This is a genomic window from Streptomyces adelaidensis (assembly GCF_016598475.1).
GTDB lineage: Bacteria > Actinomycetota > Actinomycetes > Streptomycetales > Streptomycetaceae > Streptomyces > Streptomyces adelaidensis.
On record NZ_JAEMUX010000017.1, the window covers coordinates 91,534 to 115,929 of the forward strand.

19 protein-coding genes and 2 pseudogenes are annotated in these 24,396 nt (G+C 71.4%); 8 read left to right on the forward strand and 13 right to left on the reverse strand.

Annotation, left to right across the window (positions count from 1 at the left end; translation table 11 throughout):
- The first annotated feature begins 172 nt into the window (after positions 1-172).
- Entirely contained in the window at positions 173-1,138 is a 966-nt protein-coding gene (locus tag I8N67_RS12875) for a TIGR03557 family F420-dependent LLM class oxidoreductase (RefSeq protein WP_200303130.1), read from the forward strand.
- An 83-nt stretch (positions 1,139-1,221) separates the two neighbouring features.
- Here I8N67_RS12875 and I8N67_RS12880 read toward each other — a convergent pair whose 3' ends face one another.
- The gene (locus I8N67_RS12880) at positions 1,222-1,695 is read right to left on the reverse strand and encodes a phage holin family protein (protein WP_200303131.1); all 474 of its coding nucleotides are present in this window, start codon (positions 1,693-1,695) and stop codon (positions 1,222-1,224) included.
- Between the two features lie 112 nt (positions 1,696-1,807).
- Between I8N67_RS12880 and I8N67_RS12885 the strand changes: the two genes are divergently transcribed.
- Entirely contained in the window at positions 1,808-2,161 is a 354-nt protein-coding gene (locus I8N67_RS12885; RefSeq protein ID WP_200303133.1) for a VOC family protein, read from the forward strand.
- A gap of 21 nt (positions 2,162-2,182) precedes the next feature.
- On the opposite strand, the gene I8N67_RS44590 is transcribed toward I8N67_RS12885, so the two are convergent.
- The 11 genes and pseudogenes from I8N67_RS44590 to I8N67_RS12940 form a co-directional block, all read right to left on the reverse strand.
- Complete coding sequence (locus I8N67_RS44590) at positions 2,183-2,599, reverse strand: DUF5709 domain-containing protein (RefSeq protein WP_200303181.1); 417 nt, start codon at positions 2,597-2,599, stop codon at positions 2,183-2,185.
- A gap of 18 nt (positions 2,600-2,617) precedes the next feature.
- A pseudogene (locus I8N67_RS12895) lies at positions 2,618-2,938 on the reverse strand (GNAT family N-acetyltransferase); the annotation flags it as partial.
- Positions 2,939-3,016: 78 nt separating this feature from the next.
- On the reverse strand, positions 3,017-3,271 hold the full coding sequence (locus I8N67_RS12900) for a LapA family protein (protein WP_200303135.1): 255 nt from the start codon (positions 3,269-3,271) through the stop codon (positions 3,017-3,019).
- 83 nt (positions 3,272-3,354) lie between these two features.
- Positions 3,355-4,311: a S66 peptidase family protein gene (locus tag I8N67_RS12905; protein WP_307835221.1), complete on the reverse strand. Its 957-nt coding sequence runs from the start codon at positions 4,309-4,311 to the stop codon at positions 3,355-3,357.
- Entirely contained in the window at positions 4,308-6,290 is a 1,983-nt protein-coding gene (locus I8N67_RS12910) for a dipeptidyl-peptidase 5 (RefSeq protein ID WP_200303137.1), read from the reverse strand. The genes I8N67_RS12905 and I8N67_RS12910 overlap by 4 nt, the downstream gene beginning before the upstream one ends.
- Positions 6,291-6,317: 27 nt before the next feature.
- Positions 6,318-7,694: a M20/M25/M40 family metallo-hydrolase gene (locus I8N67_RS12915; protein ID WP_234045581.1), complete on the reverse strand. Its 1,377-nt coding sequence runs from the start codon at positions 7,692-7,694 to the stop codon at positions 6,318-6,320.
- The gene (locus tag I8N67_RS12920; RefSeq protein ID WP_200303139.1) at positions 7,687-8,520 is read right to left on the reverse strand and encodes a M55 family metallopeptidase; all 834 of its coding nucleotides are present in this window, start codon (positions 8,518-8,520) and stop codon (positions 7,687-7,689) included. Before I8N67_RS12920 ends, I8N67_RS12915 begins: the two co-directional genes overlap by 8 nt.
- A 102-nt stretch (positions 8,521-8,622) precedes the next feature.
- Complete coding sequence (locus I8N67_RS12925; RefSeq protein ID WP_200303141.1) at positions 8,623-9,348, reverse strand: class I SAM-dependent methyltransferase; 726 nt, start codon at positions 9,346-9,348, stop codon at positions 8,623-8,625.
- 125 nt (positions 9,349-9,473) lie between these two features.
- Entirely contained in the window at positions 9,474-11,978 is a 2,505-nt protein-coding gene (locus I8N67_RS12930) for an ATP-binding SpoIIE family protein phosphatase (protein ID WP_200303143.1), read from the reverse strand.
- A gap of 237 nt (positions 11,979-12,215) precedes the next feature.
- Complete coding sequence (locus I8N67_RS12935; protein WP_200303144.1) at positions 12,216-14,588, reverse strand: MFS transporter; 2,373 nt, start codon at positions 14,586-14,588, stop codon at positions 12,216-12,218.
- Positions 14,589-14,780: 192 nt separating this feature from the next.
- Positions 14,781-15,224 carry an SRPBCC family protein gene (locus I8N67_RS12940; RefSeq protein ID WP_200303146.1) on the reverse strand — a complete coding sequence of 148 codons (444 nt, stop codon included), beginning with the start codon at positions 15,222-15,224 and terminating at the stop codon, positions 14,781-14,783.
- A gap of 210 nt (positions 15,225-15,434) precedes the next feature.
- Between I8N67_RS12940 and I8N67_RS12945 the strand changes: the two are divergent.
- From I8N67_RS12945 to I8N67_RS12955, 3 genes and pseudogenes are all read left to right on the forward strand, one after another.
- A pseudogene (locus tag I8N67_RS12945) lies at positions 15,435-16,477 on the forward strand (Rv2578c family radical SAM protein).
- Between the two features lie 160 nt (positions 16,478-16,637).
- Positions 16,638-18,209: an alpha/beta hydrolase gene (locus I8N67_RS12950; protein ID WP_200303148.1), complete on the forward strand. Its 1,572-nt coding sequence runs from the start codon at positions 16,638-16,640 to the stop codon at positions 18,207-18,209.
- Positions 18,210-18,281: 72 nt separating this feature from the next.
- Positions 18,282-18,803 carry a GNAT family N-acetyltransferase gene (locus I8N67_RS12955; RefSeq protein WP_200303150.1) on the forward strand — a complete coding sequence of 174 codons (522 nt, stop codon included), beginning with the start codon at positions 18,282-18,284 and terminating at the stop codon, positions 18,801-18,803.
- 70 nt (positions 18,804-18,873) lie between these two features.
- On the opposite strand, the gene I8N67_RS12960 is transcribed toward I8N67_RS12955, so the two are convergent.
- On the reverse strand, positions 18,874-19,449 hold the full coding sequence (locus I8N67_RS12960; protein ID WP_200303152.1) for an adenylosuccinate lyase: 576 nt from the start codon (positions 19,447-19,449) through the stop codon (positions 18,874-18,876).
- Between the two features lie 379 nt (positions 19,450-19,828).
- On the opposite strand from I8N67_RS12960, the gene I8N67_RS12965 reads away from it, so the two are divergent.
- The 3 genes from I8N67_RS12965 to ccrA all read left to right on the forward strand — a co-directional run bounded on the left by I8N67_RS12965 (position 19,829) and on the right by ccrA (position 24,396).
- Positions 19,829-21,631 (forward strand): 3-hydroxyacyl-CoA dehydrogenase family protein, encoded by a 1,803-nt coding sequence (locus I8N67_RS12965; protein WP_200303154.1) that lies wholly within the window; start codon positions 19,829-19,831, stop codon positions 21,629-21,631.
- A gap of 172 nt (positions 21,632-21,803) precedes the next feature.
- Positions 21,804-22,613: a TetR family transcriptional regulator gene (locus I8N67_RS12970; protein ID WP_234045582.1), complete on the forward strand. Its 810-nt coding sequence runs from the start codon at positions 21,804-21,806 to the stop codon at positions 22,611-22,613.
- A gap of 445 nt (positions 22,614-23,058) precedes the next feature.
- Positions 23,059-24,396, forward strand: coding sequence for a crotonyl-CoA carboxylase/reductase (ccrA, locus tag I8N67_RS12975; RefSeq protein ID WP_200303163.1), 1,338 nt, complete (start codon positions 23,059-23,061; stop codon positions 24,394-24,396).

Genomic DNA, 24,396 nt, shown 5'->3' on the forward strand with positions numbered 1-24,396 from the left:
CGGAGTCCTCGGGCGTGGAAGTCCTGTGATGTACGAGCCTTCCGCGTCCCCCTGGTCAAGGCGCCCAAACCGACCCGCCGCCCGAACGTCCGTGGGTTTCCCCTGTGACCTCCGGGTACTCGGACCGCGACCCGACCCGCACAGACCCGCACATGTCGCGGAGGTACCTCCCATGCCCGAATACGGCTACTTCCTGGCGACCGAGGAGTTCGGTCCCGCCGATCTGGTCGAGCAGGCGCGAATGGCCGAGCAGGCCGGATTCGAATGCCTGTGGATCTCGGACCACTACCACCCGTGGAACGACGCGCAGGGGCAGAGCCCGTTCGTGTGGTCGGTGATCGGCGCCCTCTCGGAGGCCGTGTCGCTGCCCATCGAGACCGCGGTGACCTGCCCGACCGTCCGGATCCACCCCGCGGTCGTGGCTCAGGCGGCGGCGACCTCCGCGGTGATGACGGGCGGCCGGTTCCGTCTCGGCATCGGCTCGGGCGAGGCGCTCAACGAGCATGTCCTCGGCACTCGCTGGCCGCCCGCGGACGTCCGTCTGGAGATGCTGGAGGAGTCGGTCCAGGTGATGCGGCACCTGTTCACCGGCGAGGAGGTCACCCATCGCGGCCCCCACTACACGGTCGAGAACGCCCGCCTCTACACGGTCCCCGACGCGCCCGTCCCCATCGACATCTCGGGCTTCGGCCCCAAGGCCACCGCGCTCGCCGCCCGTGTCGGCGACGGCTTCATCACCATGGGGCCCGACGAGGAACTGGTGACCCAGTACCGCAAGGGCGGCGGGGGCGGCGGCCTCGTCAGCGGCGGCACGAAGGTCTGCTGGGGCCAGAACCGCGACGCGGCCGTCCGTCTGGTCCGCCACCTCTGGCCGAGCCAGTTGCTGCCCGGCGAGATGGCCCAGATCCTGCCCACGCCGAGCCACTTCGAGCAGTTGGAGCCGCTGGTCACCGAGCGGATGGCCGGCGAGAACACGGTCTGCGGCGACGACGTCGACGAACACGTGGCCGAACTGAGCGCCTTCGCCAAGGCCGGCTTCGACCGCGTCTACGTCAGCCAGATCGGCCCGGACCAGCGCGGCTTCTTCGACTTCTACCGCACGAAGGTGCTGCCCCAACTCCGGCAGAGCGCACGCTGACGATGAGTTCCCATGAGTTCTCGGCCCAGATGGTGTTTTCTCTCCCCATCATCTGGGCCGAGCCCTGTCACCGGCTCACCGGCTCACCGGTCCGGGTGGTGCGGTGCCTCGGGGCCGGTGTCGGCGCCGGGCGCGACGGGCGGCACCGGCGGGTAGCCCGCCGGCCCCATCCCGCCCGGGGGCATCCCGGGCGCCGTACCGCCGACGACCCGGTCACGGTCCGCGGCCGGCTCCCCCTTCCGCCGCCCGGCCGTCGGCCGGGCGGCGGAAGGGCGGGCCGCACCCCTCAGCACATACGCCACCGCACCGAGCACGACAGCCGTGATCAGTGCGGCGGCCCAGTCGGGCAGCCCGAGTGAGAGCGCCAGACCGAGAGCCAGGGCCAGGGCGGCGCCCGCGTACAGGGCGACCGCCCCGGAGGCGGCGTACAGCGCGGCCGTACGCCGCTGCTTGCGCGTCTGCTGCCGCAGTTCGTCGCGTACGGTCTCCCGGGCCACCAGCGCCAGCTCGTCGACCAGGTGCTTGTCCAGATGTTCCAGATGATCCAAGCGGTTCATGGCGTCCGGGTACCCGGGCCGGTGCCCGCGTAACGCGGCGCGCGGCGCACGGCAGCGCGCGAACCGGCCGAAACGATCTGTTCTCGGCCGGTCCCCAACTAGGCTCGCCCATATGGAGATTCTCGGAACCACGCTCCGTATCTGCGTCGACGACCTGGAAGCCGCCGTCCCGTTCTACGAGAGACTCTCGGGCGGCCCCGCTGTGCGCTTCGAACGCGGCGGCGTCCAGGTCGCCGCCGTCGGCTGCTTCCTGCTGATGAGCGGCCCGGAGTCGGAGCTGGAGGTCCTGCGCAAGGTCACCGCCACGATCGCGGTCAAGGACGTCGACGAGGCCCACCAGATCCTCACGGCCTCGGGCGCCCATGTGCTGGCCGGCCCGATCCCCACCCCCGTCGGCCGCAACCTCATCGCCGTCCACCCCGACGGCTCGGTCTACGAGTACGCGGACCGCCGGCCGGCCGAGTAGAACCCGGCCCCCGGAACAGCCTCACGTCGACCGGCCGTCCCCGATGTTCTCGTCGAGGTACGCGTCGTCGAAGTACGCGTCGTCCCTGATCCGGACCGCGGCCTCCTCCGCCGACAGGCCGCTCGTCGTGCCCTCCTGGGAGTAGACGTCCTGGTCGCGGGGGAGATCGGGGTCGGGTTCGTCGTAGAGCAGTCCGGCGGACTCCTCGGGTTCGTCGTACAACAGCGCGGCCTGCGCCTCGGGGGCGCCGGGCTCGACGTACGGCTCGGTCTCCGGCTCCTCGTCCGCCAACCGCTCGTCCAGGGACTCGCGTTCGAGCACCTCGTCGACCGTGGTGTCGCGTTCCTCGGCGATCGTCGGCTCGTCCCCGGCCACGGGCAGCTGCTGAGGGTCGTTCGACCACTGCTGCTCCGGCGACCCGTCCTGCAGATCCGGCATGCCCTCGTCCTCGGGGTCGGCGCCGGGCGCGAAGGCCCCGTAGCCGAGGGCGCCGCACAGGAAGCCGCCCTCGACGATGTTGTTGATGTTGATGAACCCGGCGATCCCCCCGCCGTCCTTCTCGCACACCAGGAACCCGGCCTTCGTCGGATCCTCGATGAGCCGACCCGCGTACGCGGCGTACACGGCGGGTGTGGCCGGCGGAAACAGCCACGGGTGGTGCAGATCCTTGCTCTCCCGCGCCCGCGCGGTGAACTCGGAGCCGTCTTCCCCGGTGAAGTGCCGTATGCCCACGCGGGGGCCCTCGGCGAGATAGCGGTTGCTGACGTTCTCGGACACCTCGACACCGTACGCCGTGACCCGCGGCGCCCGCCGCCCCAGCCCGTTACCCACCCCGCCCTCGCTACCGCCCCCGCGTCACCCGCGCCGCCTCATGAAATACACCCCGCACAGCGCCCCGATCACTCCCGTCCCCAGCAACGCCATCCACAGCGGCATCGTGACCTCGGGAATCAGCAACCGGATCTTGGTGTTCCGGGTGTTCTCGAAGATGAACACGAGCCCGAGCACCGCGAGCACCCCCACGACAACCCTGGCGGGCGTCACCACATCACCCCACCGGCCGCCCCGACGCCCCCTGGCGCTGTCCGATGCCGTCTTCTTCGGGCTCATACCACCAGCATGCGGCCCGCGACCGGCCGGCGCCTGGCGGGAGGTGCCTCCGGGTGAGCCACCGACCCCGGCTCGGCCGGACCTCAGACCAGCGCCGGCTCGTCCAGCGTCAGCGTCCCCGCCTCCGTGTCCAGCTCGGCCGTCACCCCGAACGGGATGGTCAGCGCGCCTTCTCGGTGGCCGAAGCCGAACTCCTCCACCATCGGCACGCCGAGGCCGCCGAGACGGTCGACGATCAGCGTCCGGAGCTGGTCGTACGGCTCGCACTGCGCCCAGGAGCCGAGGATGATGCCGGCGACGCCGTCGAGCCATCCGGCGCGGAGGAGCTGCGTGAGGTAGCGGTCGAGGCGATAGGTCTCCTCGCCGACGTCCTCGACGCAGAGGAGGGCGCCTCGGGCGGAGGGGCGGGCGTGAGGGTTGCCGAGTTCGGCGGCGAGGAGGCAGAGGCAGCCGCCGAGTACGACGCCCCGGGCGCGGCCGGGGACGAGGGCGGTGCTCCCTTCGGCGGCCTTGATCGTGCGTACCGTCTCGGGGGCGAAGAGGGTGGCGCGCAGGTGTTCCTGGGCCCGTGCGTTCTTGATGAAGTCGACGCCCGCAGCCATGGGGCCGTGCAGGGTGACCAGTCCGGCGCGGGTGGCGAACGCCTCGTGCAGGGCGGTGATGTCGCTGAAGCCGACGAGTGTCTTGGGGCCCGCCGCCCGTATCGCGTCCCAGTCGAGCAGGTCCACCATGCGCTGCACCCCGTAGCCGCCGCGGGCGCAGAGCACGGCGGTCACGGACGGGTCGCACCAGGCGGCCTGGAAGTCGGCGGCGCGGTCGGCGTCCGTGCCCGCGAGGTAGTTGAACCCGGGGTGCCGGTCGAGCGCGTGGGGTGCGACGACGGGGTCGAGGTCCCAGCCGCGCAGGATGTCCAGCCCGGCGCTCAGCCGCTCCTCGGGCACCGGTCCGCTGGGGGCGACGACGGCCACGCGGGCGCCGGGGGCGAGGCGGGCGGACCGGGTCGGCGCGGAGACGGGACGGGTCGGCGGGGGTGTCGTCACTTGGTGAGCTCCAGAGTAGGGATTCCTGGAGGATTCAACCCGAAGACCTGCGCGTACAGCGACAGCTCCGCCTCCAGGACCCGCACCATCGTCTCCGCCCGCCGGAACCCGTGCCCCTCCCCTTCGAACGTGATGTAGGCGTGCGGTAGCCGCCGCCCCTCCAGCCGGGCCAGGAACCGCTCGCACTGCGCGGGCGGGCAGATCACGTCGTCGAGTCCCTGGAGCAGCAGGAAGGGCGCGGTGACGCGGTCGGCGTGCTCGGTGGGCGACCGCTCCACGTACCGCATCGGTTCCTCGGCCAGCGGTCCGACCAGGCTCTCCAGGTACTGGGACTCGAAGTCGTGGGTCTCCCCGGAGCCCCAGTTCGTGAGGTCGAGGATCGGGTACAGGATGGTTCCGCAGGCGTAGACGTCGGTCGTGGTGAGGGACACGGCCGTGGTCCAGCCGCCCGCGCTGCCGCCCCGGACGGCGAGCCTGGTGCGGTCGGCGGTGCCCTCGTCGGCGAGGGCGAGGGCGACCGCCGCGCAGTCCTCGACATCGACGACGCCCCACTGCTCGCGCAGCCGGTTGCGGTACTCCCGCCCGTATCCCGTGGACCCCCCGTAGTTGACCTCGGCGACCCCGATGCCGCGCGAGGTGAAGTAGGCGATCGCCAGGTCGAGGACCAGGGGCGCGCGGCCGGTGGGTCCGCCGTGCGCCCAGATGACGTACGGCGGCAGCTCGGTGCTGAAGGCGACGCAGCCGGGGTGGTGGGGCGGGTAGATGTGCGCGTGGATCTCACGTCCCGCGGGTCCGAGGAACGTACGGATCTGGGGTTCGGGGTAGTGGGAGGGGTCCACCGGGTCGTCGTGGGCGGCCCCGATCACCCGGGCGTGACCGGTGGCGGCGTCCAGCTCGACCACCTCGTACGCGCTGCGGGGGCTGGCGCCGATGCCGATGACCCGGCTGCCGTGCACGGCCAGCGACGGGGCGAACTCGGTCCACGGTCCGTCCGCGTCGACGACCTGGCCGGTCTCGGTGTCGAGGATGCCGAGCGCGGTGGCGCCCCGCCCGTGCACGACGGCGACGAGCCCGCCGGCCAGCAGCGCGAACCAGCGCGAGCCGATCTTCCACAGCGGACCGCCGAACTCCTCCTCCCGGGCGCAGAGAACCGTGCGCCCGCCGCCGTCGTGGTCCGCGCGGTACAGGTTCCAGTAGCCGGTGCTGTCGCTGGAGTACACGAGGGTGCCGTCGGCGGCCCACTCGACCTGGGCGACGGACTCGTCCGGGCCGCCCCCGACGGTCCTGGGCTCGCCCAGCAGGCCCTTCTCGGTCACCTCGGCGACGACGAGCGCCGTGCCGTCCCACGGCATGCGCGGGTGGTCCCAGGCGAGCCACGCGGCGCGGCGGCCGTCGGGCGAGAGCCTGGGGCCGGTGACGAACCGGTGCCTGTCGTCGGTGAGTTCGCGTACGGCGTCCCGGTCCTCGGCGGCCGAGCCGTCCAGTGGCACCGCGGCGACGACCCGTCGTACGTCGGTGGGTCCGTCCCCGGTGAACTCCTCCAGGACGCACCACACCTCGTCCCGCTCCGGGTGCGGCCTCGGGTCCACCCAGCGCAGGCCGCCGCCCACCGACGACACCGGAGTGAGCGGGCGGGGCTCACCGCCCGGCTCGCAGCGGTAGAGGCGCTGGTCGGCGAAGTTCACGAAGACCACGAGGGGGCCGTCGTCCCGCATGACGCCGGCCCAGGGCCGGCCGCCGTACTCCATGACCCGGCTGCGTACGTTCCACGGCGCCGGCAGCACCGACTCCTCCGTGCCGTCGGCCGTGCGCCGCACGAGGGTGCGCCGGCCGCCCTCGGTGGGCCGCGGCTCGGTCCACCACGCCTCGTCGCCGACGAAGCCCACGAACTCGGGATGTCCGTCGTGCGCGGCCGCGAGCGACGCGTCGATCGGCGAGGGCCACGAACCGTACGCCAGAGTCTGCACCTTGTCCCCCATTTTCCTCTGTCCCCCGTGTCCCATTTCTCAGGCCGTCCGCAGGAAGCGGTCGAGTACGCGGACGCCGAAGTGGAGCGCCTCGACCGGGACGCGCTCGTCGACCCCGTGGAAGAGGGCCGCGTAGTCGAAACCCTCGGGGAGCTTCAGCGGCGAGAAGCCGTAGCCGGTGATGCCGAGCCGTGAGAACTGCTTCGCGTCGGTGCCGCCCGGCATGCAGAACGGCACGACGTGGCCCTCGGGAGCGAACGCCTCGACGGCGGCCCGCATCCGCGCGTACGTCACCGAGTCCACCGGCGCCTGGAGGGCGACCTCGCGGTGCTCGAACTCCCACTCGACATCGGGCCCGGTGAGCCGGTCGAGGGTGTCCCGGAACTCGTCCTCGCCGCCGGGCAGATACCGCCCGTCCACATGGGCGACGGCCTCCCCCGGGATGACATTGATCTTGTAACCGGCCTCCAGCATGGTCGGGTTGGCGCTGTTGCGCACGGTCGCCTCGACCAGGGCGGCGGCCGGACCGAGCTTGTCGAGCAGCCGGTCGACGTCGTGCGGGTCGTCGAGGTCGGCCTCGACGCCGTACAGCCCCGCGAGTTCGGTGAGGGACGCGCGGACGGTCGGGGTGAGCCGGAGGGGCCACTCGTGCGCGCCGATCCGGGCGATCGCCGTCGCCAGCCGGGTCACCGCGTTGGCCCGGTTCACCTTGGACCCGTGCCCGGCCCGGCCGTGCGCCGTGAGCTTCAGCCAGCCGGTGCCGCGCTCCCCCGCCGCGATGGGGTAGATCCGCCGGCCGCCGCCGTCGTGGAAGGTGAACGCCCCCGACTCGCTGATGCCCTCGGTGCAGCCCTCGAAGAGGCCGGGGTGTTCGTCGGCGAGGAACCCGGAGCCGTCCTCGGCGCTGGCCTCCTCGTCGGCGGTGAACGCGACGACGACGTCCCGGCGGGGCCGTACGCCTTCGCGCGCCCATTGCCGGACGACCGCGAGGATCATCGCGTCCATGTTCTTCATGTCGACGGCGCCCCGGCCCCAGACCACGCCGTCGCGGATCTCCCCGGAGAACGGGTGCACGCTCCACTCCTCGGCCTGCGCGGGCACCACGTCCAGATGACCGTGGACGAGCAGCGCGTCCGCCGACGGGTCGGTGCCCTCGATCCGCGCGACGACGTTCGTACGGCCCTCGGTGCGCTCCAGCAGCGTGGGCTCCAGGCCCGCCTCGGCGAGCAGCGCGGCGGCGTACTCGGCGGCGGGCCGCTCCCGGCAGTCCCCGCCGCCGCGGTTGGTGGTGTCGATGCGGATGAGGTCGGAGGTGAAACGGACGACCTCGTCGAGCGCCTGCTGTCGCAAGGACTCCGCAGGCTTCGTGGTGCTCGTGGTGCTCGTGGTGTTGGTGGCCTTCGCGGACTCAGCCATATGTCTCCTCCACCGCGGCCGAGACGATCGTGGTGACCGCCTTGAAGGTACGGATTCCCTCGTACATGGTCGGGCTGGTGTACGCGACCTTGCGTTCACCGATACGGGTCACGCCCGGCACGACCGTCGCGGCCATCGCCAGGTGTTCGGCGTCGAACTCCAGTGCCACGGTGAACGGCCCGCCCCTGACCGGTTCATGACGCACCGCGAGCGACACGGCCGCCTTCGCCGCCGCTCGGATGTCGGCGGCCGTTCTGGCCGGGGTGCGGCACACCGCCGCGTACCGCGACACATGGTCCTTGACCGCGACCTTGTGCGCCTCGGGCGCATACCCCAAGGCGTCCTCGCAGGCCACGTCGTCTCCGGTCACCAGCACCACCGGTACCCCGTACTCGGCCACGACATGCGAGTTCAGCAGCCCTTCACTGGCCCGCTGGTCGTCGACCCACACCCCGGTGATGGAGTTCGCCAGATACGTGTGGGCCAGGACCCCTTCCATCCCCGCGCCCGCGTGGTAGCCGATGAACGCGATGCCGTCCACGTCCCCGTGTTGCACGCCCTCCACCATCGACAGCGACTTGTGCCGCCCGGTGAGCATCTCCGCGCGCTCGTCCAGCTGCTCCAACAGCAGATTGCGCATCGTCCAGTGCGCCTCGTTGATCAGCACCTCGTCCGCTCCGCCGTCGAAGAACCCGAGCACGGCGGCGTTCACGTCCGAGGTGAACATCGAACGACACCGCTCCCACTGCGGCGTACCCGGCAGCACGTCGGCCGGCCACGTGACACCGGTGGCACCCTCCATGTCCGCACTGATGAGGATCTTCATGCCTCGAACCGTACGCGCTCGTGAAGATGCGTGGCATGCCTGTGGATAACTCCCACCGCCCCGGCCCACCGAGGTGCACCAGGACAGCTCACATGCGGGGCTCTATCCCGTACGGCCCACCACGTACCACCGCGACGGCAGTTCGATCCGGGCCCCGTCGGCCGTGTGGTCGGTGGTGACCAGCGGAAGATCGCCGCTCGTGAGAATGGTCAGCCCGGCCGCGCGCACATACTCCGGGATCGCGTCGTCGCTCACCTCGCCGGGTGCGATGCCGTGACGGAAGACCGGTGCGAGCTTGGCCGGGGGACCGGTCGGGCCGGCCGCGAGGCCCATGAGTACGGGCTTGGCGGCCTCGGCGAGTTCGACGAGACAGGCCCGGCCGCGCTCGCCGAGGAGCGTGGCGATGTTGTCGACGAGGCGGCGGCGGTCTTCGGGCTCGCACTGGTGGAGGACGCCGCGCAGGTAGACGTTGGCGTCGCCGAGGTCGGCGTGCAGGGCGTCGGTGTCGGCCTTGTCGGCCGCGTCGAGCAGACGGTAGGCGGCCCGGCCGTCGGGGTCGGCGCGGCGGGCGTGGTCGAGCGCGGCGGACGACAGATCGGCGCCCACGACGTGCGCGAAGCGGTCGGCGAGGTAGCGGGTCTGGGTGCCGTTGCCGCAGCCGAGGTCGATGAGGGGCAGCTCGCAGGCCGTCAAGTACGGCTCGAACAGGGCGAGATGGACGGCCGCGGTGCGTTCGGGCTCGGCGTCCCAGAAGACCGCTCCCGGTTCGCCGGGGGCCTCCCGCCAGAACCCCTCCCAGGCCTCCCTGTACCGACTCGTCACACTCATGCCCAACTCCCCGTATCCGACGCCGACCCGCCTCTCAGGGCGGCCCAGATCGGTCTACCGCGCCCCGGATGCGGGGACAAGGACCGCGCGCACACCTTTACGTCCCGTTCGGACGCCGCGCCGCCTCAGCGTCGCCGTGGCAGCGTCAGTTCGAACCACACCGTCTTGCCCGCGCCCGTCCGGCTGGTCCCCCACTCGCGGGCCAGGGTGGTGACGACGCGCAGCCCGCGGCCGAACTCGTCGGTGGGGGCCGCGCTGAGCAGTGTGGGGAGGGTGGGGTCGTCGTCGCAGACCTCGCACTGGAGGGTGTCGCCGCGGATGAGGCGCAGTTCGACTCGGCGGCCGCGGGCGTGTCGTACGGCGTTGGTGACGAGTTCGCCGACCAGCAGTTCGGTGGTGGCGGTGAGGGAGTCCAGGCCCCAGACGCAGAGCTGTTCGCGGACGACGGCGCGGGCGCGGCCGACCTCTATCGGATCGGCGGCGAGCCGCCACTCGGCGACATCGTCGGGTTCGATGCCGTTGAGGCGGGCCATCAGCAGGGCCACGTCGTCCTTGCGGCCGCCCCGGCAGGCCGCCGAGAAGGTGGCGGCGAGGGTGCGGATGATGGTGTCGCAGGCGTCGTCCATGGAGGCGGCCGGGTGGGCCGCGGACTCACACAGTGTCGCGAGGCCCACGCCGATGTCCTCACCACGCACCTCGACGAGCCCGTCGGTGCACATCACCAGCCGGTCGCCGGGCTCCACGCGCACGTGTACCGCCTCGAACGGCACCCCGCCGACGCCGATGGGCGCGCCCGTGGGCAGGTCGAGCAGTTCGCTGCGGCCGTCGACCGCGCGGACCAGCACCGGCGGGATGTGGCCGGCGTTGGCGATGTGCAGTTCGCTCGCGATGGGGTCGTAGACGGCGTAGAGACAGGTCGCGAGGTAGTGCTCGCCGAGGCGCTGGGCGAGGTCGTCGAGGTTGCGCAGGAGCTGTGCGGGTGGCAGGTCGAGGGCGGCCATGGTCTGGACGGCCGTGCGCAACTGGCCCATCATCGCGGCGGAGTTGAGGCCGTGCCCCATGACGTCGCCGACGACCAGGGCGGTGCGGGCGCCGGGCAGCTTCACCGAGTCGAACCAGTCGCCGCCGACCCGCCCGAGCAGCGTGCCCGGCAGATAGCGGGTGGCGATGTCGCAGCCCGACATATGGGCCGCGATGTTCGGCAGCATGCTGTCCTGGAGCGTCTCGGCGACGTTCTCCTGGTAGGTGTACATACGCGCGTTGTCGAGGACGAGGCCCGCGCGGGCGGCGAGTTCGGCGCCGGTGACGCGGTCCATGTCGTCGAAGACCTCGCGCTCCGGGTGGCGCAGCAGGATCATGAAGCCGAGCACCACGTGGCGGGCCTTCAGCGGCACGATCAGCATGGAACGGCCCGTGATCAGCGGCCGGATGTCGCGCTTCTCGAACTGCGCGGCGATTCCGTGCCCCATCTGCTCGCTGATGCGCGGCACGAGGACGGGTTCGCCGGTGGTCATGCACTGGAAGAACGGGGTGTGCGCCGGGAACGGCATGGCCTCGCCGACCGGTACGACGTCGTCCCAGCGGCCCGGCTCGTCCGTGTGCTCCAGTGCCACCCGGTGCCACATCGTGGTCGTGTCGGGCACCCCGTCGGGGAAGCCCTCACCGGCGACGACCTGTTCGCGCAGATAGGTGCCGGCGACGTCGGTGAAGCGCGGCACGACGGCCTTGCTGACCTCGACGATGGTCCGGGACAGGTCGAGGGAGGTGCCGATGCGGCCGCTGACCTCGTTGAGGAACTCCAGGCGCTCGCGTACGGCCGCGTATTCGAGGTCCTCGCCCTCGTCCCGCGCGTCCTGCGGGACCGGCAGCCCTTCGGCGACGGCGCGCGCGGCCCGCGCACGGCGCGCCTGCCGCTCCGCACGCCGGGGCACGCCCCAGTCGGGGGTGACGGGCACCCGGTCGTTCTGGCTGAACTCCAGCACCGGATAGCCCAGTTCGAGGACCTGGGCGACGATACGGGCGCTCTCGCCGACGCTCATGCTGGGAAGGATCTCGGGGAGTCTGCGGGCGAGTTCACCGGCGCCGGGGAAGTCGGTGTGCAGGGCGAAACCGGGGGCGATGCGTTCGGTGGCCACGACCACGTCGTCGTCCGCCCGGCACAGTGTCTCGGCGTCGGCGGCCAGCACGAGGAGTCGTTCCGGGCCGGGGCCGACCAGCGGGTAGGCCCACCACAGGACGTCGACCCGGGCACGGTCGGGCGCGGTGAGCCGGGCGCGGCCCGCCGCCGGGTAGGACAGGTGTCCGTCGAGGGAGGACTCCAGGTCGTGGCCGAGCGCGTCGTACGGGCCGTACGCCCCGTGGGCCGGGGTGTCGTCCTCCTCCGGGAGGGCCCCGGAGACGGGCAGCAGGTCCAGGGCGGGCCGGCCCACCGCGTCGTCCTTGGCGGTGCCGAAGAGCCGCCGGGCGCCGGTGCTCCAGTGCGACACGAGGCCCGCGCGGTCGACGACGACCACGGCCAGGGGTATACGACCGGCCGCGGCCTGCTCCGCCATGCCATGGCCGGCGTCATGACCGGCTCCATGACCGGCTCCGTGACCGGTAGTCGCGCCCGTGTCGGTGCCACGGTCCATGGCCAAGGCCCTTTCTCCCCACGGCTCGCAAGATCTGCGCCGCCCCCACTACCGTACGGCTGCGTAGTGTTGCGAGGTGTGGCAATGCACGAATTTTCCCGAAGGAGCCTCCGGCGCACCGCTGGCGGCACGGGCGGCGCACGATTCACTCGCACGCCCCCCGGATGACGACCGGCCCGGCCGACAGCGCAGCCCACTCAGTGCCTCAGCCGCTCCGTCCCTCAGTCCCTCAATCGCTCAGTCCGCGTGCCCCAGCTGCAGATCCCGTTCCGTCCTGCCACCGGCGGCGACCTGGAGCACCTTCGCGACGGGGGGATATCCGGTGGCGATCACCGTGTACTCGCCCGAGGAGAGGTCGACGAACCGGAACGTCCCGTCGATGCCGGTGGTGAGGGTGTCGACGACGTTGCCGCCGGCGTCGAGGAGGGTGACGCGCGCGTCCTCCACCGGTCGGCCGCCCCCGGCGCGGACCGTGCCCCGCAGGACGGCTCCCCCGGCGAGTTCGATGTCCTGGCGGGTCTCGCGGGCGGCCCGGACGGTGACGGGCAGCGCGGCGGGGCGGTAGGAGTGGGCGCCGGCCGCGAGGGTGTACTCCCCGGCGATCAGTTCGGTGATGACGTACTCGCCCTCCTCCCCGCTGCGGGTGGTCACGACGACCTCGCCGTGGACGTTGGTGAGCGTGACGGTCGCGTCGCTCACCACCCGGCCGTCCGCCGTCCGTACGGTCCCGACCAGGCGTCCCGCGCCGCCGAGGACGATGTCGACCTCGACGGGACGCTCGCCGACGGTGACGCTCACGGCCTGCGGCTGGTGGCCGCCGGCGGCCGCGATCAGCACATAGGCTCCCGGCCCGGGCGTGGACAGCGCGTACCGCCCGTCGTCGCCGCTGCCGCCGCGCCCGGTCTGCCGGCCCGTGGCGTCGATGAGGGTGAGCGCCGCCCGGGGCACGACGGTGCCGTCGGGGTGCTGGACCGTGCCGCAGACAGGCACTCCGGGGGCGTACTGCGAGCGATGCGAGACGGGGGTCCCCCCGGTCTGGGCGGAGGGCGTGGGCTCGATGGGTACCTCGTCGTGGGTCACCGGAGGTTTCTCCTTGAGGAAGCAGGCGACGAGGAGCCCGAGGACGAGCACCGGCGCGAGGTACAGGAAGATCCGCGGCATGGCCTCGGCATAGGCCCCGGCGTAGGCGTCGCGCAGCGGGTCGGGCAGGGCGTGGACCAGCTCCGGGGTGAGGGAGTCGGGGTCGGGGAGGACGCCGCGCGCGCGTGCGGGAAGGCGGTCGGCGAGCCGTTCCAGGAGGAGCGCGCCGAAGACGGCCACCCCCAGGCTGCCGCCGAGCTGCCGGAGGTAGTTGCCCGCGGCGGTGGCGCTCCCGGTGTCGCCGGGGCGCACGGAGTGCTGCACGGCGAAGATCAGGACCGGCATCACCATGCCGATGCCCGCGCCGAGGACGGCCGTCCAGATGCCGTACTGCAGCCGGGGCGTGTCGGTCTCCAGGCGGGACAGCAGCCACATGCCGAGGGCGGCCAGGGCGCAGCCGAGGACGGGGTACGTGCGGTAGTGCCCGGTGTGGCTGATGAGCTGGCCGGAGACGACGGACGCGCCGACGATCCCGGCCATCATCGGCAGCATCAGGAGCCCGGACTCCGTGGCGGAGACACCGCCGGCCATCTGGAGCTGGGTCGGCAGATAACTGGCGGCGCCGAAGAGGGCGATGCCGATGGCGATGCCCACGAGCCCGGTCACCACGAAGGCCGAGTCCTTGAACAGCCGCAGGGGGATGAGCGGTTGGACGGCGAACCGCTCCGCGACGAGGAAGAGGACGGTCGCCAGGGCCGCGCCGGCGCCGAGCCCGAGGACGATCCGTGAGTCCCACGGGTAGGTGGTGCCGCCCCAGCCGGCCAGCAGTACCAGGCAGGTCGACGCGGCGGCGAGCAGCAGCGTCCCCAGGACGTCGAGGCGTCCACGGGCCGTGGGCTTCGGCAGCTTCAGCGCGAAGGTGACGACGGCCAGAGTGATCAGGCCGAAGGGCACATTGACGTAGAAGCACCACCGCCAGGAGAGGTGGTCGGTGAACCAGCCGCCGAGGAGCGGGCCCGCGACGGAGGCGAGGCCGAACGCGGCGCCGACCAGGCCCAGATAGCGGCCACGGGCCCGGGACGGCACGAGGTCGGAGATGATCGCCTGCACACCGATCATGAGGCCGCCCGCGCCGAGGCCCTGGAGGGCGCGGAAGGCGATGAGCTGGTCCATGGTGTGCGCGCGGCCGGCGAGTGCGGAGCCGGCCAGGAAGACCACGAGCGCGAACTGGAAGACGCCCTTGCGGCCGTGGAGGTCGCCGAGTCTGCCGTAGACGGGCAGGGTGACGGTGGCGGTGAGCAGATACGCCGTGATCGTCCAGGACATCCGGTCCAGGCCGTGCAGCTCGCCGACGATCTCGGGGAGCGCGGTGGCGACGATCATCTGCTCCAGCGCGGCGAGGAGCAGGACGAGCAGGAGGGCGGAGAAGACCAACCGGACGCGGCCCGGAGCAGGTTGGGGAGGCTCGGCGGTCGGTGGCGGTGCGGGTGTGGTGGTCGGTTCGCCCTTCACCAGAGTGATCGCGCCCATGCGTACCGCTCCCCTCGTCGCACTTACCGCACAATTCCCGCGTTAAGCGGCAACTGTCGGTAAGTGCGGCGAGTTACGGCATTCCGGGGAGCGTCACGGAGATCCACTCGAACCGGTGAGGGCGGCAACATGCCCCGCGCGGCCACCCGTTGGACCGGGGCGCCGCTTCCGCCGTATGCCCTGGTCCCGGCGTTACTTCTCGACCTCGGCGGCGAGGTTGGCGAGCAGGGCGTCGTAGATCCGGCCGAGGCCCTTGGGAGCGAAGGTCTTCTCGAAGAAGCCTCCGATGCCGCCGGCGCCCTGCCAGGTGGTGGTGACGACGACCCGGGACCCGCCCTCGCCGGCGGGGGTGACCCGCCAGACGGTGACCATGGAGGAGTTACGGTCCTTCTCGACCAGCTCGCCGTCGGAGGGTTCGGTGACCTCCAGCAGACAGTCGCGGACGCGCTTGCTGGTGGCCTGGAGCCTCCAGTGGACGAGGGTGCCCTCGCCGTCGCCGCCCTCGCGCACCTCGTACTCGCTGAAGTGCTCGGGCAGCAGCTTCTCGCGCGCCCCGCTGTAGTCGGCCAGGGTGTCGAACACCGTCTCCGCGTCCGCCGCGACGACTCGCTCAGTCGTGGCCTCTACCTGCGCCATTGCACTTCCTCCAGCACTTGGTAACTCGGGGATGTGCGGAAAGCCAACCACCCCCCGCCCGGACGGCCCAAATCGGGGTGCCCCAAGGGCCGCGAGCGGCCTGCCCGGACGACCCCCGGCAAGACCTCCACACGATGTTCGAAAACCAGTTCGCACGATCAAGGGAACGTGTGTTCTATTCTGGGGCTCAGAGCAACCGAGGAGGCGTCCATGCGCTGGGACCATCTGGCCGAGAACCCCGCCACGGCCCGGGACGCCGCGCTGTTCGGCGTGGATGTGGTGACGAGCCGCACCTTCGACACTCCCGAGTTCCGCGGCATGACCTTCCACGAGGTCCGCGCCAAATCGATCGTGAACCGGGTGCCGGAGCCTCACGGATGCCGTTCGAGTGGACGGTGAACCCCTATCGGGGGTGCACGCACGCGTGCGTCTACTGTTTCGCCCGCAAGACCCACAGCTATCTGGACCTCGACACGGGTCTCGACTTCGACTCGCAGATCGTGGTGAAGGTCAACGCGCCCGAGCTGCTGCGCCGGCAGCTGGCCTCGCCGCGCTGGCGCGGCGAGCACATCGCGATGGGCACCAACGTGGACTGCTACCAGCGCGCGGAGGGCCGCTACCGCCTCATGCCGGGCATCATCACGGCCCTGCGCGACCACGCGAACCCCTTCTCCATCCTGACCAAGGGCACGCTGATCCTGCGCGACCTGGACCTGATCAGGCAGGCGGCGGAGGTCACCGAGGTCGGGATCTCGGTCTCCGTCGGCTTCACCGACCCCGAGCTGTGGCGCACGGTCGAGCCGGGCACGCCCGCCCCGGAACGCCGGCTGGACGTCGTACGCGCCTTCACCGACCACGGCATCGACTGCGGGGTGCTGATGGCCCCCGTGCTCCCCTTCCTCAGCGACCACCCGGACCGGCTGCGCGCCACCGTACGGGCCATCGCGGCCTCCGGCGCCACCTCCGTGACCCCGTTGGTGCTGCATCTGCGGCCCGGCGCACGCGAGTGGTACATGGCCTGGTTGGAGGGCCACCACCCCTCTCTGGTACGGCGTTACGAGCGGCTGTACGCGGAGGGCGCGTACGCCCCGAAGTGGTACCAGCGGCAGATCACCCGTCAGGTACATGAACTGGCCCAGGAGTACGGCATGGGCCCCCGGCGCGCGGAACTGCCGAGGCGGATACCGGCGAGCGAACCGCCCGCGCCGGAGACGGCCCCGAACACGGAGCCGACCCAGTTGACACTGCTGTGACGGAAGAGGCCTGACACCTCCGGGGACAACCGGGCGTTTCTCCCACCCCGATCGGGTCAAGTCTCGGCGGAACGAGTTCTTCCCAGGGCGCTGTCCGGGACGATGCGACGGAGGCCGTGACGTGCACGGCCCGAAATCCTCCGTCCTGGGAGGCCTGACGATGAAGAAACGCGCAGCCGCTCTGTGCGGTGCCGCCGCTGTGCTGGCCGGCATGGTCACGGCGGTCCCGGCCGACGCGAGCGGTGGCTCCGCCGCCGCACCGGTGGCGAAACTCGCCTGGAAGAAGTGCGCCACCGCCGAGAACCCGACGCTCCAGTGCGCCTCCCTGAAGGTGCCGCTGGACCACCGCGAGCCCACCGGGCGGAAGATCACCCTCGCCCTCTCGCGGGTCCCGCACACCGCGAAGAAGTTCCAGGGACCGCTGCTGGTCAACCCCGGCGGCCCCGGCGGCAGCGGGCTCACCCTGGCCGGATTCGTCGCCTCCTCGCTGCCGAAGAAGGTGGCGGCGCAGTACGACGTCATCGGCTTCGACCCGCGCGGCGTCGGCGCCAGCAAGCCCGCACTGAACTGCGAGCCGGGTCACTTCTCACCGGTGCGCCCCGACTCCCTGCCCACCACCGCGAAGACCGAGCGGGCCAACCTCGAACGCGTCGAGGCCTTCGCCAAGGCCTGCGCCACGAAGTACGCGGACGTGCTGCCGTACATCGACACGATCAGCGCGGTCAAGGACATGGACGCCATCCGCGAAGCGCTCGGCGCGAAGCGGATCAACTACTTCGGGTACTCGTACGGCACCTATCTGGGCGCCGTGTACGCCAAGCTCTTCCCGCACCGTCTGCGGCGTGCCGTGCTGGACTCCGTCGTCGACCCCACGGGGGTGTGGTACGACGACAACCTCCAGCAGGACCAGGCGTTCAACGACCGCCACCGGGCACTGATGGCCTGGATCGCGAAGAACGACAAGACGTACAGGCTGGGCACTGATCCGGAGAGGATCGAGGCCAAGTGGTACGCGATGCGGGCGGCGCTGGCCAAGAGGCCCGCGGACGGCAAGGTGGGCGCCTCCGAACTGGAGGACACGTTCATGCCCGGCGGCTACTACGACGGCTACTGGCCCTACCTCGCCGAGGCCTTCGCGGCCTTCGTGACCAAGAAGGACGACGACCCGCTGGTCGAGGCGTACGAGAACTTCGCCGCCGTCGACGCGGCCCGCGACAACGGCTACAGCGTCTACGCCTCGGTGCAGTGCCGTGACGCGTCCTGGCCACGCGACTGGGACGAGTGGCGCGACGACAACTGGGCGGTGTACGAGAAGGCACCGTTCATGACCTGGAACAACGCCTGGTACAACGCACCGTGCGCGTTCTGGCCCACGAAGTCCCTGCACCCCGTGGACGTCACCAACACCGAGGTGCCACCGGTCCTGATCTTCCAGGCCACGGACGACGCGGCCACCCCGTACGAGGGCGGCGTCGTCACCCACCATCTGCTGCGCGGCTCCGGTCTGGTCGTCGAGCAGGGCGGCGGGAACCACGGCATCACGCTGAGCGGGAACGCCTGCCTGGACAAACACCTGGCGGCGTATCTCACCGACGGCACGGTGCCGCGCGGTCACGGCGAGGTCGACGCCGTCTGCGAGAAGCTCCCCGGCCCCAAGCCCCTGAGCACCGAGGCCGCGTCCGCCTCCGCGCGCGGCTCGACCCTGCACGGCCTGCTCGGCTTCCGCGGCTGAAGCCGACCTGACGGCACCGCGGGGGCACGAAATTGTCGCCCCCCGCGGTGCCGTCCCCTTTAGGGTGCGGCCATGAACGACGACCTCCTGATACGCGAGATGACCCCGGCCGACTGCCGTCCCGTCGCCGAGATCCGGATCGGCGGCTGGCGGACCGCGTACGCGGGGCTCGTACCGCAGTCGTATCTCGACGCGATGGACGTGGAGGAGGACGCGGAGAAGCGGCGGGCGATGCTCGCGAAGCCGGGCAGCTCTGTGGTGAACCTGATCGCCGAGCGCGCCGGCCAGGTCGTCGGCTGGGCGGCGTACGGACCGTACCGGGACGGTGAAGTCCGCACCGGGGACGCCGAGTTGTATGCCCTCTACATCCGGCCGGGCCACTTCGGCGGCGGAGTGGGCAGCGCCCTGCTACGGGCCTCCACCGACCGCTGCACGACCGCCGGACACGGCCGCGTGCTCCTGTGGGTGCTCAAGGACAACACCCGGGCCCGCCGCTTCTACGGACACCACGGCTTCACATCGGACGGCGCGGAGGAACCGTTCGAGGTGGACGGGGTCGAGGTGCCCGAGGTGCGATACGTACGCGCCCTGTAAGGGGCGCGGGGAACTGCGCGACAAGCCCCCACCGGGCCCGCGGCCGAGTCACGGCTCAAGCAGCGGAGCGCTACCGCTGCTTGGGGATACGAGCCAACGCACGCACTGCCGCCTCGGCGAGGTTCGGATGCGCGAGGGCCTCGTTCAGGACCGTCCTGGCCCGCGCATCCCCCAGCGCCCCCAGCCCCTCCACACACGCGAGCGCCACGCGCCGATAGGGATCGTGCGGTCCGAGCCGCCGCTGAAGCGTGGTGATCAGGGCAGGCACGGCCTCAGGGGCCCGAAGCTCGACCAGCAGCCGCACAGGATGCAGCGCATAGGCGACGCGCAGCTCATTCGTGGCGAGGGCGGCCGCCGCCCGGGCGGTACGCGGGTCGCCGAGCCGGGCCAGCGCGTACGCCGCGGCGGCGCACCGCGGCGGATCCCGGTGGTTCAGCAGCAGGACGAGCGCCTCGAAGGCCCGCCGGTCCCCCGCGACCCCCAATCGGAACGCCGCCAGCTCCCGCGCCCACAAGGGCTGCCCGGGTTCGGTCAGGACGGCCGCCAACTCCTCGGTGCTCTCGGTCACGACAAGTCGCTCGTATCCGGCGGAGCCACCCGCCTCGTGCCGCACACGCTCCGTGAGTGATCGCAACTGCTCGCCCATGCCACCGAGCGTACGGGCGCGAACGCGCTCCGGGGGCGTACATCACAAACCCGAGGGCTGGCGCGCTCGTTACCCGCGGGTTAAGCTCACACGAGCGAGTTACCCACTCGTGTTCGCTCCCGACGGTTTGGTGACGCAGCCGTCGTGAGCACAGTCGGTTCGGTACGTGAAGTACCAGTACGGCTCGGCCCCGGGACAGGGTCGGTCGGTTCAGCCGTTTCCCCTGGGCGTGTGCATGCCCGCGGCGACGGCACCGGGCGTGTGCGCCAGTAGCCCGGCACCACCCACACCCGCACCTTTACGCGCTGGTTGCGCCTTCGTCGGCGTACCCGGGACGCGTTCCTCCTCAAGTCGTCACCCTCATTCCAGGAGTCCCGCGATGGCCACTCCCCTGTCCTCCCCCGTCTCTCCCTTCAAGACGATCGCCGTCATCGGCCTCGGCACGATGGGCACCGGTCTCGCCGAGGTGCTGTCCCGGGCCGGCCGCGAGGTCGTCGGCATCGACATCAGCGAGGAGGCCGGCGTCCGCGCCGTCGCCGCACTGGAGGCCTCCACCGAGCGTGCCGTGGCACGCGGGCGGATCACCGAGCAGGAGCGCGGCGATGTCCTCACCCGCTTCCGCACTTTCACCGACCTGCGGGCCGCGGCCGACGCCGACCTGGTGATCGAGGTGGTCCCGGAGTCGTACGAGATCAAGCAGCAGGTCTTCCGCGAGCTGGACGCGATCGTGCGTCCGGAGGCCGTTCTCGCCACCGGCACCAACGCGCTGTCGGTCACGCGGCTGGCCGCCGAGTCGGCGCACCCCGAGCGGGTGCTCGGGCTGCACTTCTTCAACCCGGCGCCCGCGATGAAGCTGGTCGAGGTCGTCTCCTCGGTGCTGACCGCGCCGCAGGCCGTCGCCCAGGTCACGGATCTCGCCCTCGACCTGGGCAAGGAGCCCGTCGCGGTCGGCGACCGGCCCGGTTTCGTGGCCGACGGGCTGCTGTTCGGCTACCTCAACCAGGCCGCCGCGATGTACGAGGCCAAGTACGCCTCCCGTGAGGACATCGACGCGGCGATGCGGCTCGGCTGCGGCCTGCCGATGGGCCCGCTGGCGCTGCTGGACCTGATCGGCATCGACACCGCCCGTACGGTCCTGGAAGCCATGTACACGGCCTCCCACGACCGGCTGCACGCGCCGGCCCCGATCCTCAGGCAGCTCAGCGACGCGGGCCTGACCGGCCGCAAGTCGGGGCGCGGCTTCTACTCGTACGAGGCCCCGGGCTCCGCCACCGTCGTGCGGGACGCGCTGACGCCCCAGGAGGGGGTCGCGACGGCCGCCGCCCGTACGGTCCGCTCGGTGGGTGTCGCGGGTTCCGGGACCATGGCGTCCGGGATCGCCGAGGTGTTCGCGAAGGCCGGGTACGGGGTCGTGCTGGCCGCCCGCAGCGAGGAGAAGGCGCAGGCCGCGAAGGCCCGCATCGGCAAGTCGCTGTCGCGTTCGGTCGACAAGGGCCGGATGACGGTCGAGGCCGCCGCCGAGACGCTGGACCGGATCACCCCGGCCGGCTCGTACGACGCCTTCGCGGACGTCGATCTGGCGCTGGAGGCCGTGGCCGAGGACCTGGAGGTCAAGCGGCAGCTGTTCGCGACCTTCGACAAGGTCTGCAAGCCGGGCGCGATCCTCGCCACCACCACCTCCTCGCTGCCCGTCGTCGCCTGCGCCCGCGCCACCTCGCGCCCGCAGGACGTGATCGGCATGCACTTCTTCAACCCGGCGCCGGCGATGAAGCTGGTCGAGGTGGTCCGCACGGTCCTCACCGCCGAGGACGTGCACGCGACCGTGCGCGAGCTGTGCACCTCGGTCCGCAAGCACCCGGTGGACTGCGGCGACCGGGCCGGTTTCATCGTGAACGCGCTGCTGTTCCCGTACCTGAACAACGCGATCAAGATGGTCCAGGAGCACTACGCGACGCTGGACGACATCGACGCGGCCATGAAGCTGGGCGGCGGCTACCCGATGGGGCCGTTCGAACTGCTGGACGTGGTCGGGCTCGATGTCTCGCTGGCCATCGAGAAGGTCCTGCACCGCGAGTTCCGCGACCCGGGGCTGGCCCCGGCGCCGCTCCTTGAGCACCTGGTGGCCGCGGGCTGCCTCGGCCGCAAGACCGGCCGCGGCTTCCGCGAATATGCCAAGCGCTGAGTCCGAGGGCGACCGGTTCGCGGCGGGCGGCGAGTGGGGCGGCCTCCTCGATCCGGGCGGCCGCCCCCCGCCCCCGGGCCGCGCGGCGCTCCCGGCCGACCCCCCGTCCGAGCGGGGCCGGGGGATGGCCGGACGTGCGCACTCTCCTGCACGGATGCAGTACGTTCGGGGCATGTCCCAGCCCGCCAAGTCCTCACGTACACCGGCTACGCCCGACGCTCCGGAGAGTGCCGCGGGCAGTCGTGCCGCCGCCCAACGGCTCAAGATGCGCCGGGAACTGGCGGCCGCGGCCATGGAGCTGTTCTCGACCAAGGGGTACGAGGCGACCACCGTCGACGAGATCGCGGCGGCGGCCGGGGTCGCCCGCCGCACCTTCTTCCGCCACTTCCGCTCCAAGGAAGAGGCGATCTTCCCGGACCACGACGACACCCTGATCCGCGCCGAGGCGGTGCTCAACGCGGCGCCCCAGCACGAGCACCCGCTCGACACGGTGTGCCGCGGCATCAAGGAAGTCATGAAGATGTACGCGGCCCGGCCGGAGATCTCGGTCGCCCGCTACAAGCTGACCCGCGAGGTCCCCACCCTCCGGGAGGCGGAGATCGCCTCCGTGGCCCGCTACGAGCGTCTCTTCACCCGCTATCTGCTGGGCCACTTCGACGAGCACGCCCACCACGACGACGGCAACGACGACCCGCTGCTCGCCGAGGTCGCCGCGTCGGCGGTCGTCACCGCGCACAACCACGTACTGCGGCGGTGGCTCAGATCAGGCGCGCAGGGCGACGTCGAGACCCACCTCGACCACGCCTTCGCCATCGTCCGCAAGACCTTCGGCACCGGCACCGGCGCGGGCCGGACCCTGGCCCCGGAGCCGGCCGTCGCGACAGCCTCGGCCCACGGCGAGGTCCTGGTGACCGTCGCCCGGACGGACGCCCCCCTCGACGAGGTCATGCGGACCATCGAAGAGGCACTCCGGGACCGCTGAAACCCGACCGCGCCCCGACCGTGCCCGGTCGAAACCCCGCTTTACTCATCGGCAACTGTGAGAACGGCCACCCCATCGGGTGGCCGTTTTGGCATGTCAGACCCCTTTTTCGAGGCGCTCTGATCGATCATCGCTCAGGTGTTGCGTAAAGATTTCACCTGAGCGAACTTTCTGGCACTCCGTGCCTTGCGGGGTGACACGGCGTGCCATACGTTGAAGGAGTCCGGGCGGCCGGCGTGCAGAGACCTTTCGTACGTCGGCTGTCCCCGCAAGCCACGTGCTTACGCGCCCGGACGCCTGCGTCACAGGCAACCTTCAGCGCCACAAAGCGCCGCCGATGCACCACCTCCGCCGAACCGACGGCATCACTCGACCCAGCACAGCAGCACTCGACGTAACCCTCAACAGCGTCTTCCCTCGGACGCTCGTCGCCGGAGGCACCACCGTGAAGGAAATCCTGGACGCGATCCAGTCGCAGACCGCCTCGGCTGCCGACATCGCCGCACTGCCGCTCCCCGAGTCCTACCGCGCGATCACCGTGCACAAGGACGAGACGGAGATGTTCGCGGGCCTCACCACCCGTGACAAGGACCCCCGCAAGTCGATCCATCTGGACGACGTGCCGATCCCGGAGCTCGGCCCGGGCGAGGCCCTGGTGGCCGTCATGGCCTCGTCGGTGAACTACAACTCGGTCTGGACCTCGATCTTCGAGCCCATGGCGACCTTCGGGTTCCTGGAGCGCTACGGCAGGCTCAGCGAGCTCACCAAGCGCCACGACCTGCCGTACCACATCATCGGCTCCGACCTCGCGGGCGTCGTCCTGCGCACCGGCCCCGGCGTCAACGCCTGGCAGCCCGGGGACGAGGTCGTCGCGCACTGCCTGAGCGTGGAGCTGGAGTCGTCCGACGGCCACAACGACACGATGCTCGACCCCGAACAGCGCATCTGGGGCTTCGAGACCAACTTCGGCGGCCTCGCCGAGATCGCGCTCGTCAAGTCCAACCAGCTGATGCCCAAGCCGGGCCACCTCAGCTGGGAGGAGGCCGCCGCTCCGGGCCTGGTGAACTCCACCGCGTACCGGCAGCTCGTCTCCCGCAACGGCGCCGGCATGAAGCAGGGCGACAACGTGCTGATCTGGGGAGCGAGCGGCGGGCTCGGCTCGTACGCCACCCAGTTCGCCCTGGCCGGTGGCGCCAACCCCATCTGTGTCGTCTCCAGCGAGCAGAAGGCCGGTATCTGCCGGGCCATGGGCGCGGAGGCGATCATCGACCGCACCGCCGAGGACTACAAGTTCTGGAAGGACGAGCACCACCAGGACCCCAAGGAGTGGAAGCGCTTCGGCAAGCGCATCCGCGAGCTCACCGGCGGCGAGGACGTCGACATCGTCTTCGAGCACCCCGGCCGCGAGACCTTCGGCGCGTCGGTCTACGTCACCCGCAAGGGCGGCACGATCGTCACCTGCGCCTCGACGTCGGGCTACAACCACGAGTACGACAACCGGTACCTGTGGATGTCCCTGAAGCGGATCATCGGCTCCCACTTCGCCAACTACCGCGAGGCCTGGGAGGCCAACCGCCTCATCGCCAAGGGCAAGATCCACCCCACCCTGTCGAAGGTCTACTCCCTGGAGGAGACCGGGCAGGCCGCGTACGACGTGCACCGCAACCTCCACCAGGGCAAGGTCGGTGTGCTCGCGCTGGCCCCCGAGGAGGGGCTGGGCGTGCGCGACCACGAGAAGCGCGCCGAGCACATCGACGCCATCAACCGCTTCCGCAACATCTGA